The organism is Rhodococcus shunpengi (assembly GCF_048381395.1).
Classification (GTDB): Bacteria; Actinomycetota; Actinomycetes; order Mycobacteriales; family Mycobacteriaceae; genus Rhodococcus.
Genome location: NZ_JBLWIU010000034.1, coordinates 771,025 through 786,757 on the forward strand (window position 1 = coordinate 771,025; position 15,733 = coordinate 786,757).

Annotated in this window: 17 protein-coding genes; 14 read left to right on the forward strand and 3 right to left on the reverse strand. The window is 67.2% G+C overall.

All coding sequences use genetic code 11. The features are described 5' to 3' along the window. Positions 1-50: 50 nt before the first annotated feature. The 3 genes from ACNJ7K_RS23790 to ACNJ7K_RS23800 all read right to left on the reverse strand — a co-directional run bounded on the left by ACNJ7K_RS23790 (position 51) and on the right by ACNJ7K_RS23800 (position 3,140). Complete coding sequence (locus tag ACNJ7K_RS23790) at positions 51-635, reverse strand: PadR family transcriptional regulator (RefSeq protein ID WP_120282594.1); 585 nt, start codon at positions 633-635, stop codon at positions 51-53. Positions 636-654: 19 nt separating this feature from the next. Further along, positions 655-1,644 carry an NAD(P)H-dependent flavin oxidoreductase gene (locus ACNJ7K_RS23795; protein WP_106199766.1) on the reverse strand — a complete coding sequence of 330 codons (990 nt, stop codon included), beginning with the start codon at positions 1,642-1,644 and terminating at the stop codon, positions 655-657. A 212-nt stretch (positions 1,645-1,856) separates the two neighbouring features. Further along, complete coding sequence (locus tag ACNJ7K_RS23800) at positions 1,857-3,140, reverse strand: TetR/AcrR family transcriptional regulator (RefSeq protein WP_487042277.1); 1,284 nt, start codon at positions 3,138-3,140, stop codon at positions 1,857-1,859. A 323-nt stretch (positions 3,141-3,463) separates the two neighbouring features. On the opposite strand from ACNJ7K_RS23800, the gene ACNJ7K_RS23805 reads away from it, so the two are divergent. The 14 genes from ACNJ7K_RS23805 to ACNJ7K_RS23870 form a co-directional block, all read left to right on the forward strand. Further along, on the forward strand, positions 3,464-3,688 hold the full coding sequence (locus ACNJ7K_RS23805; RefSeq protein WP_159418329.1) for a hypothetical protein: 225 nt from the start codon (positions 3,464-3,466) through the stop codon (positions 3,686-3,688). Between the two features lie 166 nt (positions 3,689-3,854). Then, complete coding sequence (locus ACNJ7K_RS23810) at positions 3,855-4,667, forward strand: MlaE family ABC transporter permease (RefSeq protein WP_159418328.1); 813 nt, start codon at positions 3,855-3,857, stop codon at positions 4,665-4,667. Further along, positions 4,664-5,518 (forward strand): MlaE family ABC transporter permease, encoded by an 855-nt coding sequence (locus ACNJ7K_RS23815; RefSeq protein ID WP_159418327.1) that lies wholly within the window; start codon positions 4,664-4,666, stop codon positions 5,516-5,518. Before ACNJ7K_RS23810 ends, ACNJ7K_RS23815 begins: the two co-directional genes overlap by 4 nt. Before the next feature lie 3 nt (positions 5,519-5,521). Continuing rightward, complete coding sequence (locus ACNJ7K_RS23820; RefSeq protein ID WP_487042278.1) at positions 5,522-6,796, forward strand: MCE family protein; 1,275 nt, start codon at positions 5,522-5,524, stop codon at positions 6,794-6,796. After that, complete coding sequence (locus ACNJ7K_RS23825; protein WP_159418326.1) at positions 6,793-7,833, forward strand: MCE family protein; 1,041 nt, start codon at positions 6,793-6,795, stop codon at positions 7,831-7,833. Before ACNJ7K_RS23820 ends, ACNJ7K_RS23825 begins: the two co-directional genes overlap by 4 nt. Further along, positions 7,833-8,054, forward strand: a complete 222-nt coding sequence (locus ACNJ7K_RS23830) for a hypothetical protein (RefSeq protein ID WP_487042279.1) — start codon at positions 7,833-7,835, stop codon at positions 8,052-8,054. Before ACNJ7K_RS23825 ends, ACNJ7K_RS23830 begins: the two co-directional genes overlap by 1 nt. Then, positions 8,051-9,103 carry an MCE family protein gene (locus ACNJ7K_RS23835; RefSeq protein ID WP_318653679.1) on the forward strand — a complete coding sequence of 351 codons (1,053 nt, stop codon included), beginning with the start codon at positions 8,051-8,053 and terminating at the stop codon, positions 9,101-9,103. Before ACNJ7K_RS23830 ends, ACNJ7K_RS23835 begins: the two co-directional genes overlap by 4 nt. Beyond that, positions 9,094-10,218 (forward strand): MCE family protein, encoded by a 1,125-nt coding sequence (locus ACNJ7K_RS23840; RefSeq protein ID WP_159418324.1) that lies wholly within the window; start codon positions 9,094-9,096, stop codon positions 10,216-10,218. Before ACNJ7K_RS23835 ends, ACNJ7K_RS23840 begins: the two co-directional genes overlap by 10 nt. Beyond that, positions 10,215-11,309, forward strand: a complete 1,095-nt coding sequence (locus tag ACNJ7K_RS23845) for an MlaD family protein (protein ID WP_159418323.1) — start codon at positions 10,215-10,217, stop codon at positions 11,307-11,309. The genes ACNJ7K_RS23840 and ACNJ7K_RS23845 overlap by 4 nt, the downstream gene beginning before the upstream one ends. Continuing rightward, entirely contained in the window at positions 11,306-12,523 is a 1,218-nt protein-coding gene (locus tag ACNJ7K_RS23850; protein ID WP_159418322.1) for an MlaD family protein, read from the forward strand. Before ACNJ7K_RS23845 ends, ACNJ7K_RS23850 begins: the two co-directional genes overlap by 4 nt. After that, a complete protein-coding gene (locus ACNJ7K_RS23855) occupies positions 12,510-13,064 on the forward strand; it encodes a mce associated protein mas1a (RefSeq protein ID WP_159418321.1) in 555 nt (184 codons plus the stop codon). Before ACNJ7K_RS23850 ends, ACNJ7K_RS23855 begins: the two co-directional genes overlap by 14 nt. Before the next feature lie 23 nt (positions 13,065-13,087). Then, positions 13,088-13,993: an oxygenase MpaB family protein gene (locus tag ACNJ7K_RS23860; RefSeq protein ID WP_159418320.1), complete on the forward strand. Its 906-nt coding sequence runs from the start codon at positions 13,088-13,090 to the stop codon at positions 13,991-13,993. A gap of 7 nt (positions 13,994-14,000) precedes the next feature. Further along, complete coding sequence (locus ACNJ7K_RS23865) at positions 14,001-14,720, forward strand: oxygenase MpaB family protein (protein WP_159418319.1); 720 nt, start codon at positions 14,001-14,003, stop codon at positions 14,718-14,720. A 20-nt stretch (positions 14,721-14,740) separates the two neighbouring features. Then, positions 14,741-15,733, forward strand: a 993-nt coding sequence (locus ACNJ7K_RS23870) for an ABC transporter ATP-binding protein (RefSeq protein ID WP_487042280.1), incomplete at its 3' end; no start/stop codon positions are given.

Below are 15,733 nucleotides of genomic sequence, written 5' to 3' on the forward strand. Positions count from 1 at the left end.
GGTCGACCTCCCTCGCGTGGTACGCCTCGGCCCGGTTCTCGTGTTCCGGTCTACGGGACCGTTCCGCTGCGGTCGGCGGAGGAATCCGGTGTCGAGTCGAGCCGGTCGATCGTGTCGAGCGCCTCGTCCAGCCAGGTCAGCCAGGTCTCTTCGAGGAGGATGCCGAGGCGGAGCACGAGATGCTGCAGGGTGCTCCGCGCGTCGCCCCGAGCATCGGCGAAGTCGCGTTGCTCGATGGTGCGATATTGCTCGAGCATCGCCGCGCGGTATGCGCGTTGATGTTCCAACGCGGGACGCGCGGAGTCGGGATCGTCGAGCGCCGCGGCCGCGCGTAGGCGCACGGAGACACCGGAGCGCACTACGTCCGGATCCTCGATCTCGGAGATCCAGCCGCGCAGCAGTCGGCGACCATCGGGTGTGATGGTGAAACGTCGGGGCTGACCGCGACCGGGTTTTCCGTCCGTCGGGACTTCGCGGATCAGGTCGCCCGCCCGCATCCGGTCCAGTTCGCGGTAGATCTGCTGGTGGGTCGCGGGCCAGAAGTACCCGATCGACCGGTCGAAGCGCCGCGCCAGTTCCAGACCGGTGCTGTCGCGCTCGACCAGTGCGGTGAGGATGGCGAACCTGAGAGACACCGCGTCAGCCTAGGTCACGCTATCCGGCGTCGATCATGGCGACTCGGCGTCGTTCGAGGGACGTCCACGCCTGCTCGTATTCGTCGCGGAGTCGTTGGACGAGCTCGCGGGCGGGGACGACGGACTCGATCGCGCCGAGGCCCTGGCCGGCGCCCCAGATGTCGCGCCAGGCCTTGGCGTCGGTGTTGCCGCCGGACCCGAAGTTCATGGCGGACGGATCGGACTCGGGGAGGTCGTCGGGGTCGAGTCCGGCGGCGACGATGCTTCCTCGCAGGTAGTTGCCGTGCACGCCGGTGAACAGGTTGCTGTAGACGATGTCCTTGGCGGTGCTGTCGACGATCATGTTCTTGTAGTCGTCGGCGCTGCGAGCCTCCTCGGTGGCGAGGAAGGCCGTGCCGGCGTATGCGAGGTCGGCGCCGGCGGCCTGGGCAGCGAGGATCGAGCGGCCGTGGGCGATGGAGCCGGACAGCAGCAGGGGGCCGTCGAACCACCGGCGGATCTCTTGGAGCAATGCGAACGGTGACTGCGTCCCGGCGTGGCCGCCTGCGCCTGCGGCGACGGCGACGATGCCGTCCGCGCCCTTGTCGATCGCCTTGTGCGCGAACTCGTTCGAGATCACGTCGTGGAGGACGATGCCGCCGTAGGAGTGAACAGCCTCGTTGACCTCCTCGCGGGCACCGAGCGAGGTGATCACAATGGGGACCCGATGCTCGACGATCACCTCGAGGTCCTGCTCGAGTCGCTCGTTGGAGCGGTGCACGATCTGATTGACGGCGAACGGCGCGACGTACTCCTCGGGGTGGCGCGCCGCGTAGTCGGCGTTGCTCTCGGTGATCTGCTGCAGCCAGTCGACGAGCATCGACTGGGGACGGGCGTTGAGTGCCGGGAACGACCCGACGACTCCGGCCTGGCACTGGGCGGACACCAGTTCCGGTCCCGACGCGATGAACATCGGGGAAGCGACCAGGGGCACGCTCAGCGGGCCGGACAGGATCGGTGGCAGCGTCATGGTGTGTTCCTTCTTCGTCTCCGAACGGTCCCTCTGCCGTCAGACTATGTGCAACAAGGTGCAAAAAACAATGGGTCGACGTAACCTAGCTTGGAACAGAGGATTTTCGGGGATCACAGCTGAGTGCACCCAGTGGCACTACGGGCGTCAGCGGGTGATCTCGCTCAGTGTGCAACGAGGGGCACCGCTCGGTGCGTATTGAGCGTGATCGCTCAGTGCGCGGACCCGATCGTCGGCGTGCACTGGGCGTCCTCGTCGTGGTCGACCCGCTGCCCGGACCGGCTCAGCAGCACGGCGAGCATGCACCGGTGGATGTTCTCCGCCTGCTGCTGTGCCGCGGACGTGCCCAGCAGGACCCCGAGGTCCGGCACCAGGTTGATCGCGGCGTACATGAGGAAGCGGGCATCCGCCGCGGACAGGCCGTCGCAGATCGCCTGCAGATAGGACGACCACTGCTCCACATTGGCGCGCTGTCGTAGTCGCAGATCGGCGCGCGAGGCATCCGGAACGTTGACGAGCTCGGCGAAGTACACCGACATCAGTTCCCGTTGGGAGAACGACAGGTCGACGTAGATCGAGACCAGTGACCGCAGCGCGTCCTCCGGATCGGACGCTGCGGCCGTCCCGGAGGCCACGGCCGTCTCGAGTCGGTCGGCCGCTCGGTGGAAAGCCGCGGCGAGGATGTCGGCCTTCGAAACGAAATAACGGTAGATCCCGGAGGCGGGGAGGCCGACCGTGGCAGCGATGTCCTCGACCGCGACCTCGTTGTAGCCCCGTTGGTGGAACAGCACGATCGCCGAGCGCAACAGGTTCTCCCGCACGTTGTCCTGGCCCGGACGATCCGCGGCGGCGGCACGCTCGGGTGCGGCGGGAGCTGGGGAGAAGCAGGTCTCGGCGAGTGCGGTGCACGCATCGAGCAAGAGTTGTTCCATGTACCGCGGCGGCAGCGTCAGATTGTGCACGGTGATGCTGCCGATGGTGCTGAGCATCGCCGCGACGAGCACGAACGCGTCCTCATCGGACAGATCCGGCCGGATCCGTTGCAGTGTGCGACGGATGCGGGCGTTGACCGCCCACGAGCGTTCCCGGATGGCGGGCCGGTCCTCCTCGCGGAGATACCTGCGTTCCCATCGGTAGATCCCGGCCGACCGACGCTGCTCGACCGTCACCGCGACGATGGCGGACACCTGGGCACGGAGGGTCTCGCGTGGATCGCGCGCGGGATCGTCGTGCACGGAATCGAGAGCGCCCTCGAGCGAATCGATCAGCATGAGCGCCGAATTCAGGAACAGTGCGTACTTCCCCGGAAAGTGCCGGTACAACGCGGACTTGGTGACACCGACTTCTGTCGCGATGTCCTCGACGCTCACACCGTGGTAGCCGCGCTCGGCGAAGGCGACGGCGGCTGCGGCGGCGATCCGCGCACGACGATCCTTCGGGCGGGTTCGTCGTCCGGTGTCGGGGGACGTCTTGCCGACCACGCGTGTTCGCCTCACTGATTCTGGATGTCGTTCACGGAGGATCGGTGTCGCTCCGTCGGGGGAATTCTCGACCCATTCTGCGAGCAGAGTACACACCGGCGGGGCATCGATCCATCCGAGCGGCCGGTTCGTTGTTGCCATCAGGGCTCTCCGAACGATGCCCGCGCGGCGTCGGCGGGCTCTCCGGAGTCCTTCGGAATGAACGTTCACAAATTTCGGACGCTCCTGATAACCTCCCGGCGGTCGTGCCGGCGGACCGGTTCGATCGATCCTGATCCGGCCCGGACCGGGACCGTCGTTCTCCGCTCGTTCTTCCATCCATCGAGGAGGGCTCTGCCATGCTTGCCATCGCCCGCAGGATCCTGTCCTACGAGATGACCGTCGCCGAGTTCATCGGACTCGTCATCCTCGTCGCTATCCCGTACGGCCTGGTCGGGGTGATCTGGACCCTCACCCACACCTCGCATCTCGGTGCCATGGACGGGGTGGATCTGGTGATCTCGTTCCTCGGATCGATCGTGTGCTGGCCGGTCCTCGTCTTCTCCGATGTGTGCATGACGTGAGCGTCGGAATGGTTGTTCACTTAGCTCTTGTCCGGCATGGGAGGGGTGTGGCACACTTCACGCGCTCGGACCGTGACGTGCTCCGCCGGCCGGACAGTTCCACTCGGCGCCGACGGGCGGTTTCCGGCGCCGACATCCAGGGGGGTTCGAAGAAGGGAACCGGTAGATGACCTACGAGTTGCCGAACTCGCGTGGTCCCATCAGGGACGTCGCGACGGAAGGTGGCTATCTCATCGGCTTCGCCGTCCAATCGCTCGTGGTCCTCGCGGCCGCGGTGCTCAGACGTCGACTTTCGTTGCACGAGACGGTCACTCAGACACTCTTCATCGGGAGGGTCTGTACCGGGCCGTCCCTGCTGCTCATGGTCCCGGTGGGGGTGTTCATCGCGGTGTCCGTCGGCGAACTCGCCGGCCGCATCGGAGCCGGCGGCTACTCGGGCGCCGTCGTCGCGTTCATCATCGTCGGTCAGGCCTCGGCCCTGGTCTGCGCGCTCATGCTCGCCGGCGTCGCAGGCTCCGCCATTTGCACCGACCTCGGGTCCCGCAAGATCCGCGAGGAGATCGACGCGATGGAGGTGATGGGTCTCGACATCCTCGAGCGCCTCGTCGCCCCCCGCCTCGTCGGAGCGGTCATCGTCTCGTTGGCGCTGTGCTCGATGGTCACGGTCGGTGGTGTCGCCGCATGCTGGCTGTATCACATCTACGTGCAGCATCTGCCCGCCGGCACGTTCATGGCGACCTTCGCCGAGTACGGCCGCCCGGCAGACTTCGTCATGGCTCTCGTGAAGTCCGCGGTTTTCGGGTTGCTCGCGGCACTGGTCGCCACGTTCAAAGGGCTGCACACCAAGGGCGGTCCGCGCGGGGTGGCCGACGCGGTGAACGAAGCCGTCGTCATCGCCTTCGCGCTCGTCTTCATCGTCAACACGGTTCTGTCGGCGCTGTACACGGTGATCGTCCCGGCAGTAGGTGAGTTCCGATGAGCACCGATGTCCGATTACAGGCCACACGGCTGGCGCAACCGATCCGGCAGACCGGCGACAACCTGGCCACGCTCGGGATGCACGTCACCTTCTACTGCCGCACCGTGGCGTCGATTCCCTACGCACTCAGCAGATTCCGCAAGCACGTCATCGCGCAGATCAGCGAGGTCAGCTTCGGTACCCAGTCACTGCTCTCCGGCGGCGGCACGATCGGCATCGTCTTCGCGATGTCGCTCGCCGCAGCCATGATGCTCGGCGTCGAGACCCAGCGCGGCCTCGAACTCGTCGGGATGACCACGATGTCGGGCATGCTCTCCGCGGTGGCCAACACCCGCGAGCTGGCGCCGGTCGTCGTCGCCATCGCCCTGTCGGCGAAGGTGGGCGTCGGCTTCACCGCCCAGATCGGCGCGATGCGCATCTCCGACGAGATCGACGCGCTCGACTCGATGGCCATCAAGTCGATCCCGTTCCTGGCCGCCACCCGCACCATCGCCGCGATGGTGTGTGTCATCCCGATCTACATGATCGGGCTGCTTGCCAGCTACCTGTCCACCCGGCTGGTCGTGGTGGTGTTCAACGGCGCGTCCGCGGGCACCTACGACTACTTCTTCCACCTCGTGCTCACTCCGCAGGACCTGCTGTACTCGGGCATCAAGGCCATGGTCTTCGCGATGGTCGTCAGCCTGGTGCACTGCGCCTACGGCTACTACGCCTCGGGCGGTCCCGCCGGCGTCGGTGCCGCCGCGGGCCGGGCGCTGCGCACGGCGATCCTGTCCATCGGTGTGCTCGACGTGCTGCTGACCTTCGCGCTGTGGGGACTGGTTCCCGAAATTCCTGGTATGGGGGTGTGATTCGTGGACCGTCCCAGTTCACGCGAACGACTGAGTTACCTGGTCCGCGGTGCCGTGGCGTTCACCGTGGCCGTCGGGGTCGCGGCCGTGATGGTGCTGCGTGGCACCGGTGCGCTCGATCGGACCGAAGACGTCTTCGTCGAGGTGCCCTCGGCCGTCGGCCTCGTCAACGCCGGAGCGCCGGTCCGGTATCTCGGCGTCGACATCGGTCGGATCGCCTCGATCGAGGCCGGCGCCACCGAATCGCGGGTGCGACTCGCGATCGACGTCGGCGCCTCCCGCACGATCCCGTCCGACGTCCTGGTGCGCGTGGTGCCCCGCACCTTCTTCGGCGACATCTACGTCGAGCTGGTGACCGATACCGACGAAGAGAATGCTGCGCGCCGCAGTTCCGCGCGCACTGAGGCGGTCGCACTCGCCGACGTCGACTCGATCGCCGTCGACACCGGCCCCGAGGCCGTCGCGATGTACGACGTGTTCACCCGCATGTCGAGTGTGCTCGAGCAGATGCAGCCGCAGGAGATGGCCAAGGCCCTCGATGCGCTCGGGCGAGCCCTGGACGGCAACGGTGAGACCATCGGACGCACCATCGACCGGCTCGCCGTGACCACCGGCCAGCTCACTCCGTCGCTGAACGGGTTCATCGACGCGACACCGCAATTCGTCACGGTCATGGAATCACTCCAGGCCGCGACCCCGGACATGATAGGCATGCTCTCCGCCGCGACCGAGGTCTCCCGGGCCATCGTCGAACACCGCGGCGACCTGGCCGACACGATGGGAGCGGCGACCCTGCTCGCCGCCTCCGTCGACGGATTCACCGGCCCCAGACTGGACACGATGATCACGGTCACCGACTCGGTCGGCACGATCCTTGCGACCACCGGCGCCGACCCGGACGGCCTCTATGCCACCCTCGCGAACGCGGAGACCTTCGGCGCCGCCGGGACCCGGGTCTTCGGCAGTGGCCGGTTCGACATCACCGCCGTCCCGACCTTTGCCGGCCCGCTGCCCTACACCGCCGCGGATTGCCCGAGCTACGGGTCTCTGACCGGCGCGAACTGCAACAGCCCCGGTAACGGCTCCTACAGTGCCGCCAAGCCGGTGATCAACGCGGCCGCCGAGGCCGGCCCCCTGCAACTTCTCGAGCAGCAATTGCGCGGCGAGCCCGCTGCGGCGCCGGCGGAACAGAGCACGGCGGAGCCCACCGGACCGCACGCCGCGGTCACGGCACTGCTCGCCCCCCTCTTCCGCGGAAGCGAGGTACGGATTCCGTGAAACTGACACGACTCCAGGTCTCGACCCTGGTCGGCTACTGCACCATCGGCGTCGTCTGCGGCACCCTGGTCTACAACGCGCTGGCCGTGCCGGTGCGGGGTGCGAGCGACAACTACGTCCTCGAGTTCACCGATGTCGAAGGACTCAACCCCGGCAACCCCGTGACCCTGTCCGGGGTGCGGGTGGGCCGGGTCGACGCGGTCGACGTCGCCGACACCGTCGACGGTCGCGCGCTCGCCCGCGTCACCGTCGAGGTCGAACGGGGACGCACTCTCCCGAAGGACGTCGAGGCGTCCGTCCGGTACGGCGACATGCTCGGCGCCCGCTATGTTGCGCTGACCCTGCCCGAGGCGGAGGTCCCCGCCGGATCCGACGACAGCGAGATGCTCGAACCGGGAGGTGTGGTGCCCGTCGCGCAGACCGCCCCGCCCATCGACCTCACCGCCCTGATGAACGGTTTCCGGCCCCTGTTCGAGTCGTTGCCCCCGCAGGAGGTGAACGTTCTCGCCCGGAACGTGGTCGACACCTTCAACGGCCGAGGCGACGCGGTCGCCCGGTTCCTGGACCGGGTGGCGGTGCTGTCGACGCAGCTCGGCGACCGCGAACATATCCTCGGCGAGGTCACAATCAACATGAACCGCATCCTCGGTTCGCTCGACAACCGGCACGACGAACTACGCGACCTCACCGACGGGCTCGCCGCGCTCAGCGCCTCGGTGGTGGGGGACGGGCAGCAACTGGCCGCCTTCCTCGACACCGGTGCGCAGAGCGTGTCCGCACTGGCGGACACCATCGCCGACTCGCAGGGCGCCTTCACGCGCAGCCTGCAGCAGTTCGGAGCCGTCACCGACCAGTGGATCGCGTCGACACCCGAGTTCGAACGCATGCTCGCCGGCCTGCCTGCCTTCGCCGACAACATCAATCACACGGGGCAGTACGGCAGCTTCATCAGTCTCTACCTCTGCAATTTCACCCTGAAAGCAGGCGACGCGGAAGTGAACATCTTCGGCCCGACCCATTCGCCGGTGTGCTCATGATGACCCTCACCCGAATCATCGATCTGCTCGTGCGTTTCGTCACCGCACTCGGTGGCCGCATCGGCCGCGTGCCCCAGTTCGCGGCCTGGACGGTCGTCGTCGTGGTGGCGGTCGTCGGTGTCTCGCTTGTCGCGGTGGGCATCACCTACATCGACGATCTCGTGCACGTCCTCGAAGGCGACGCAGCCTCGGCAGCCGGGGGAGGGGCACGCATCCGATGATGTTCCTCGTCAAGCTCATCGACGTCTTCGTCGGTGCCCTCGAATTCCTGTTCGGCGGTGGCCGACGGCAGAACACCACCCACATGCCGCTCGTACTCGGTACCATCGGAATCTTCGTCCTCGTCATCGGCCTCGGTGCCGCCGTGGGACTTCCGCGGGTGTGGTACCAGGTGCGCACCGAGCCGTACACGGCCGAGTTCACCAACGCCGCCGGACTCGCCACCGGCGATCCGGTCTACGTCGCGGGCGTGCCCGCCGGGCGCGTGGAGGGCATCCGGCTCGCCGGCACCCACGTCGACGTCGACTTCCGCCTCGACAAGCAGCGCGGCGTGGGCAACACTTCCACCGCCTCGGTGCGGCTCGAAACCGTGCTCGGCAAGCGGTATCTCGACCTCCGTCCCGCCGGAGTCGACGACGGGTCGAACCGGATCCCGCTGGCCCGCACCACCGTTCCCTACTCGCTCGACGAGATCGGAGCCGGTGCCGACGCGGTCGCCGAGGATCTCGACCTCGACGCGATGACCGAGATGATGAGCACCCTGTCGCAGGTGCTGCCGCGGGAGAGCGACGAGCTCGACCGTGCCCTCACCGGTATCAGCGCCGCCTCGACCGCGTTCTCGCGGCACGGCGTACAGTTCGACCAGCTCCTCGACACCGCCCGGAAGCTCTCGGAGATGGCGGTCGACCAGCAGGACACCCTGGTGCAGAATGCGGTCGACGCCCGCACCCTCGTGCAGACCCTCGTCGTCCGCAAGGACACGCTCACCCAGCTCGTCGACAACCTGCGGGTCGTCATCGCGACCATGTCGGAGACGCTCACCGCCAACCGCGCCGACGCCGACCGGCTCGTCGCCGACCTGGTGGAGGTCTCCGGGACCCTCCAGCGCAACGCCGACCAGATCGGCCTGCTCATGGACCGTCTGCCCCCGGCCCTGCGCACCGTCACCGATGCCACGGGCAACGGTTCGTGGGCGGACGTCGTCACCCCGGCCACGGTCCTTCCCGACAATCTTCTCTGCGCGATCGGAGTGATGCAGGAATGCCGGTGACCTCGACACCGACGGGAACCTCGCGACGAAAGAAGATCGTCGCGGCGACCCTTGTCCTACTCCTCCTGATCGCACTGCCCGCGTGGTACGTCTTCGGCCGCACCGACCGCAGCCACACCGTCCACGCCGACTTCGAATACGTCAACGGCATCTACGTGGGCAGCACCGTCGCCGTGCTCGGCGTGGAGGTCGGCACCGTCACCGACATCGAACCCCAGGGGACCTCGGTACGGGTGACGATGACCGTCCCCGACGAGGTGACACTGCCCGAGGACGTCTCCGCCTACGTGATGAGCCCCGCGATCATCAGCGAACGCTACGTCGAACTGGGCCCCGCCTACGACGGCGGCCCGAGCTTCCCGGACGGCGGGGTGATCCCGAAGGACCGCAGCCACTCGCCGATCGACATCGACAACATGCTCGACAGCCTGTCCACGATCATCGAGACGATGGGACCGGACAACGCCGACCTCGGCGCCGTCCTCACCAGCGGAGCCGACGTGTGGGAGGGGCGCGGCGCGGCCTTCCACGACGCCATCGCCGATCTCGCCGCCGCCACGGGCGTCGTCGGGGCATCCAGCGAGGACTTCGCACTGCTCGTCGAGAATCTGTCGATGCTGCTGCGCGCCCTCGACGAACGGTCGGTGGGTCTCGACAGCATGGTCACCGATCTCAGTGCGCTCGCCGCGGTCTGGGAGGAGAGCGATCTCGACGTCACCGATCCGTTGCAGCAACTGCAGGTCGTGTTCGACGAGGTCGACACCTTCGTTGCTCAGCACCAGGAGAGCTTCGGTGCGATCTCCGACAACCTGAAGGTCATCGGCGACACGCTCGGCGAGAACCCGCAGGGCCTGGCCGAGTTCATGGACCTCGTCCCGTTGATGATGGAGAACCTGACCAACACGATCGGCCCCGACGGTCGCGGCCGCATCCGTCTGAACATCTCCACCGCGCTGACGCAGTTCGCGGTCGCGGCCCCACTGTGCGCGGAGCACCCGCTCCCGTTGTGCACGGGAGCCGGCTTCACCAACCCGATCTCCTTCCCGATCAGCGCCTCGGATCCGCTCGGCATCGTCAGCGCGGTCACCGGTGGACAACCAGGAGGCAACCCGTGAGCCCAGTTTCTGCAGCGTCACCGCGCCGATCCGTGACGCGGGGCCCGGCCCTCGTCGGTGCTGCTCTCACCTGCGCGGCAGTGATGTCCGGATGCGGCTACGGCATTCAGGATCTCCCCGTCGGACGCTCCATCGGTGGTGGCGACTTCGAGGTCACCGTGCAACTGCCGTCCGCGGACGGCCTGGTCCTCGGAGCCGACGTGCGCTACGGCCAGCAGATCGTCGGTCGCGTCGCCGGACTCGACACCGCGCCCGGGGGCGCCGACGTGCGGGTCTCGCTCGAGGAGGAGCTCGAGGTCCCGTCCGATGTCCTCGTCTCCGTCGAGATCCCGTCCGCGCTGGGCAGCCCGTACCTGCGGCTCGTCCCGCCACCGAACCCGAGTTCGTCGCTGCTCGCCGACGGTGACGTCGTCTCCGAGCAGAATGTCGACCTCGGTCCCCGGGTCGAGACGATGCTCGCCGCACTCGGCAATGTCGTCAGCGGCAGCGGCCTGACCCAACTCGAAACCGTTGTGCGCGAACTCAACGTCGCGTTCACCGGCCGATCCGGAAGCGTCCAGGCCCTCGCCGACACCGCCACCGAGATGATGACCCGCGCGATCGACGAACAGACCTCCTTCGACCAGGCCATGACGCTCGCCGCCGACGTCACCCGACGGATGGTCGAGGAGGAGGAGATGTTCGACCGCTATCTCGTCGAAACCGCCGGCGCTGTCGACGTGCTGGTGGCCCAGCGCGAGAGCATGGCCTCTCTGCTCGACGCCACCACGCGCCTGGCGGCAAACGTCAACGAGTTGACCGCCGCGACCCCCGAGGGGGTCGGCGGACTGTTGCGCGACGCCGACACGATCACCGCCACGCTCGCGTCGTTCAACGACCGCATCGGCACCACCCTCGTCAACATGAACGCCTTCATGGCCGCCTTCGACAGTTCCGTCCGCGGCGACTACCTGGTGTTCGACGGTGCCCTGGAGATCCCGGAGAGTCTCGACACGATCTTCACCGGCGGCTATTTCACCGGTGACTTCACCGGATTCGACGACGCATCCGCACCGGCCTCGCTGGAAGAACTGCTCGGAGGAGAGCGATGAAGAAGATCGTCGTCGTCCAGCTGGTCCTGTTCGTCATCACCGCGCTGACCGTGGTGCCCTACGGCATCTACTACATCGTCGGACCCACCGGCGTCGGCGACCGCATCAACATCCACGCCACGGTCGACAACGCCCTCGGTGTCGGCGAGGGCACCGTCGTGACCTATCGCGGTGTCCAGGCGGGCATGGTCACCGGCATCGGATTCGACCCCGAGACCCGGGGTGCCCGAATCGATTTCGCGCTCGACGGTGACACCCGTATCCCCGTCGACTCCTACGCCAAGATCACCCAGGGCACCATGGCCGGCATGCTCAACGTCGACATCTTTCCGCGTGTCGACCACGGCCCCTATCTCTCCGACGGCGACGAGATCGCGATGCCCGCAGACGAACAGCCCACCCAGATCTCCGAAACGCTCGCCCATACCGCCGATCTGCTCGAAACCATCGACCCCGCGGTGATCTCGACCGTCGGTCAGGAGCTCGGCAGCGCCTTCGAAGGACTCGGACCCGACCTGGCCCGTCTCGTCACCGACGCCGACCGGCTCTCCGCGCAGCTGGCCGAGGACGCACCCGCCGTCGCCGAACTGCTCGACCGCGCGGCCGGATTGACAGGCACCATGGCCGAGAACTCCAGCGAGTTCGTCGACGGGATGGCGTCGGCGCGGACCGTCGCCGAATCACTACAGGCCAACGAGGATCGCATCGCCTCGATGATGGCCACCGGCCCCGACGCGATGCGCCGTGCCGACGAGGCCATCGGCGCGAACCAGGAGTCGTTCTCCGCGGTGCTCGCCAACCTCGGCGCCGTCGGTCCGGTGATCTCCGACCGGTCCGCGGCGCTGCGCACCGGCCTGGACGCGATTCCCCGCGGCCTGGCGGCACTCGAATCGATCGTGCACGGCGACCGCGCGGACTTCGCCCTGATTGCCACGCAGGGACCGGCCTGCTACTACGACAATCCCCGCCGCGCGCTCGGCGACACGTCCCCGATCGAACCGAACCTCGACTACTACTGCCCACCGGGGCAGGACCTCGAGCAACGCGGCTCCCGCAACGCACCCCGCCCGAACGATCTCGGGCTCGGAGGCACCACCCCGGGAACGGTGATCGGACCACCCGTCGTCGCCGATCCGATCCTCATCCCGAGCGGCACCGAACTGCTGTACTTCTGGAAGAGCCTGCTGGAAGGCAACATTCATGGCACACGATGACACCGGTACGGCAGTCCTCGACAAGACTCCGGTCGCAGAGTCCGCGACCGTCGAACGACGCTCGTCGAAACCCCGCGGGCTGGTGGTCGCGCTGATCCTCTCGATCAACGCTCTGCTCGGGATGCTGGCAGCGCTCGTCGTGGTCCTCGTCGATCACCGCACCGACGAGCAGACCGAGCAGGAGGCGGTGGCACTGGCGCGCGAGTACGCCGTGGTGATGTCGACCTTCGACTACCAGAACCTCGACGCCAACCGCGAACGGATCGCGGAGATGTCCACGCCGGCCTTCGCCGAACGCTACGGATCGATGGTCGACGCGCTGCGCGAACTCGTCACCGAGGGGCAGGGGAGCGCCGAAGCGCAGGCGCTGCACGCGGCCGCCGAGCACTCCGACGGCGACACCGCCACGGTGCTCGTCTTCGCCGACCAGAACGCCACGAACGTCTCGACGCCCGACGGGGGCACCTCGCGTTTCCGCATGGTGTTCTCCCTGGTCCGCGTCGACGACCGCTGGCTCGTCGACAACGTCGAAACACTCTGACCCACACCACGAGGAGACACGCGATGCCCACTCCCTATCTCGACGACCTGGACCGGGAACCGGTACTGAGCTCGCGCCGGACCCGCATCACCATCACCAGCGGCCCCAACCGGTGGAGTCGCAAGCAGCACAAGGTCTCCGACGCCGTCGACTTCTGGTCGTTCGCCGGGGCCGCCGCGAACGTCATCATGCAGCTCGGCTGGCCCGAAGTGGCGTACGGCGTCATGGAGAGCAAGGTCGAATCCGGTTCGCTGGTCAAACACCCGTGGAAGCGGGCCCGCACCACCGCCACCTACCTGGCTGTGGCGATCCTCGGCAACGACGAGGACCGCAAGGCCTACCGCGAGGCCGTCAACGGTGCCCACCGGTTCGTGCGCTCCGACGAGAACAGCCCGGTCAAGTACAACGCGTTCAACCGCGAGCTGCAGTTGTGGGTCGCGGCCTGCCTGTATATCGGCATCGAGGACATGTACCAACTGCTGCACGGCAAGCTCGACGACGAGCAGCTCGAGGCGTTCTACCGCACCGGCTCCACTCTCGGCACGACCCTGCAGGTCACCGAGGACATGTGGCCGACGACGCGAGCCGACTTCGACAGGTACTGGAACATCGCGTGCGAGAGGGTCGTCTTCGACGAGACCACCAAGGCGTACCTGATCGACCTGGTGGATCTGAAGATGATCAACTGGCCGATGCGTCTGATGTTCCGGAATCTGCTGCGCTTCCTCACCATCGGGAGCCTGCCCCCGATCTTCCGGGAAGCGCTCGATCTGGAATGGAGCGAAGCCGACCGCCGGCGTTACGAGCATCTGTTCGTGTTCGTCTCGTTCGTCAACCGGTTCATCCCGCGTTTCCTGCGGCACAGTGGAAGCGAAGCGCTCGTCGCCGATCTGCGTCGCCGCGTCAAGTCCGGCCGCAATCTGATCTGACAGGCGCATGACCGTTCCCGACACCGACATCGACCCGGACGGGTTGCTCCGGCGCTATCTGCACGACCGGCGTTTCCTGCTCGTCCTGCCGCGCGCGGTGGCGCTGCAGATGCTGCATCCGGCGATCGCGGCGGGCATGGACCATTCGCGGACACCGCGCCGGCTCTGGTTGCACAATCGCCGGACGGTGCCCGTGCTCGTCCGCGCCGCCTACGACGATCGACACATCCGCCCGATCGTCCGGTTCGCGCACGAGGACGTGAAGGGAACGGACGACCTCGGCCGCCGGTACCACGCGCTCGACCCGGACGTCTTCTTCTTCCAGCACGCCACCTACGTCGACACGCTCGTGACGATGATCGACGTCTTCGTCCGGCGCCTCGAGGTGGGGGAGAAGGAGGCGCTCTACCGGGACAGCTGCGCGTGGTACCGGCGCTACGGCATCTCGGATCGGCGGATGCCGCAGGACTGGACAGAGTTCACGGACTATTTCGACGACGCTTGCGCCTCGGTCCTGGCACGCACACCCAGCGGCGACCGCTACCGCGACCAGATCCTGCGTCCCCGCGACTGGGTCCAGCGCGGGATCCCGGCCCGGGTCGTCCGCGCGCTGCTGCACCCGGCCGCGCGCACGCTGTGGGAAGTCGACGTCGGCGCCGCCGATCGACGCGCACTGGCCGCGTACGCGACGTACCGGCGACTGCGTCGAGGACCGATCACGCGGTAACCGCACCGCGGATCGACAGAATGGATCATCACCCGGCACCGCGCCGGGTCCATCAGGAGGTAAGTGTGGGAGTCGAGGTTTCCGTCGAGGGGCTGACCAAGTCCTTCGGCTCGCAACGTATCTGGCAGGACGTGACGTTGACGTTGCCGGCCGGTGAGGTCAGTGCGTTGCTCGGTCCGTCGGGTACCGGTAAGTCGGTGTTCCTCAAGTCGTTGATCGGTCTGCTGCGCCCGGAGGAGGGCTCGATCGTCATCGACGGCACCGATATTCTGCAGTGCTCGAGCAAGGAGCTCTACGAGATCCGCAAGTTGTTCGGGGTGCTGTTCCAGGACGGTGCGTTGTTCGGGTCGATGAACCTCTACGACAATGTCGCCTTCCCGTTGCGCGAGCACACCCGCAAGTCCGAGTCGGAGATCCGGCAGATCGTGATGAGCAAGCTCGAGCTCGTCGGTCTGCTCGGCGCCGAGGACAAGCTCCCGGGGGAGATCTCCGGGGGGATGCGCAAGCGCGCCGGGCTGGCGCGGGCGTTGGTGCTCGATCCGGAGATCATCCTGGTGGACGAGCCGGATTCGGGTCTCGATCCGGTGCGCACGACCTATATTTCGCAGACGTTGATCGATATCAACGCGGAGATCGATGCGACGATCCTGATCGTGTCGCACAACATCAATCTGGCGCGCACGGTGCCGGACAATATCGGGATGTTGTTCCGTCGGCAGTTGGTGATGTTCGGTCCGCGGGAGGTGTTGTTGACCTCGGATGAGCCGGTGGTCAAGCAGTTCCTCAACGGCACGATGATCGGTCCGATCGGGATGTCGGAGGAGAAGGACGAGGCGACGATGGCGCACGAGCAGGCGCTCGTCGAGGCGGGTCATCATGCCGGTGGTGTCGATGATGTCGAGGGGATCGTGCCGCAGATGCAGGCCACGCCGGGGATGCCGGAGCGGCAGGCGGTGGCGCGTCGGCAGGAGCGGGTGCGCTCGATCCTGCACACTCTGCCCCCGGCCGCCCAG

Coding starts and splice junctions, on each gene's coding strand:
- ACNJ7K_RS23795 (WP_106199766.1), bottom strand. CDS start 1,644: ATGACGCTGCCACCGATCCTGTCCGGCCCGCTGAGCGTGCCCCTGGTC.
- ACNJ7K_RS23805 (WP_159418329.1), top strand. CDS start 3,464: ATGCTTGCCATCGCCCGCAGGATCCTGTCCTACGAGATGACCGTCGCC.
- ACNJ7K_RS23810 (WP_159418328.1), top strand. CDS start 3,855: ATGACCTACGAGTTGCCGAACTCGCGTGGTCCCATCAGGGACGTCGCG.
- ACNJ7K_RS23815 (WP_159418327.1), top strand. CDS start 4,664: ATGAGCACCGATGTCCGATTACAGGCCACACGGCTGGCGCAACCGATC.
- ACNJ7K_RS23830 (WP_487042279.1), top strand. CDS start 7,833: ATGACCCTCACCCGAATCATCGATCTGCTCGTGCGTTTCGTCACCGCA.
- ACNJ7K_RS23835 (WP_318653679.1), top strand. CDS start 8,051: ATGATGTTCCTCGTCAAGCTCATCGACGTCTTCGTCGGTGCCCTCGAA.
- ACNJ7K_RS23840 (WP_159418324.1), top strand. CDS start 9,094: ATGCCGGTGACCTCGACACCGACGGGAACCTCGCGACGAAAGAAGATC.
- ACNJ7K_RS23850 (WP_159418322.1), top strand. CDS start 11,306: ATGAAGAAGATCGTCGTCGTCCAGCTGGTCCTGTTCGTCATCACCGCG.
- ACNJ7K_RS23855 (WP_159418321.1), top strand. CDS start 12,510: ATGGCACACGATGACACCGGTACGGCAGTCCTCGACAAGACTCCGGTC.
- ACNJ7K_RS23860 (WP_159418320.1), top strand. CDS start 13,088: ATGCCCACTCCCTATCTCGACGACCTGGACCGGGAACCGGTACTGAGC.
- ACNJ7K_RS23865 (WP_159418319.1), top strand. CDS start 14,001: ATGACCGTTCCCGACACCGACATCGACCCGGACGGGTTGCTCCGGCGC.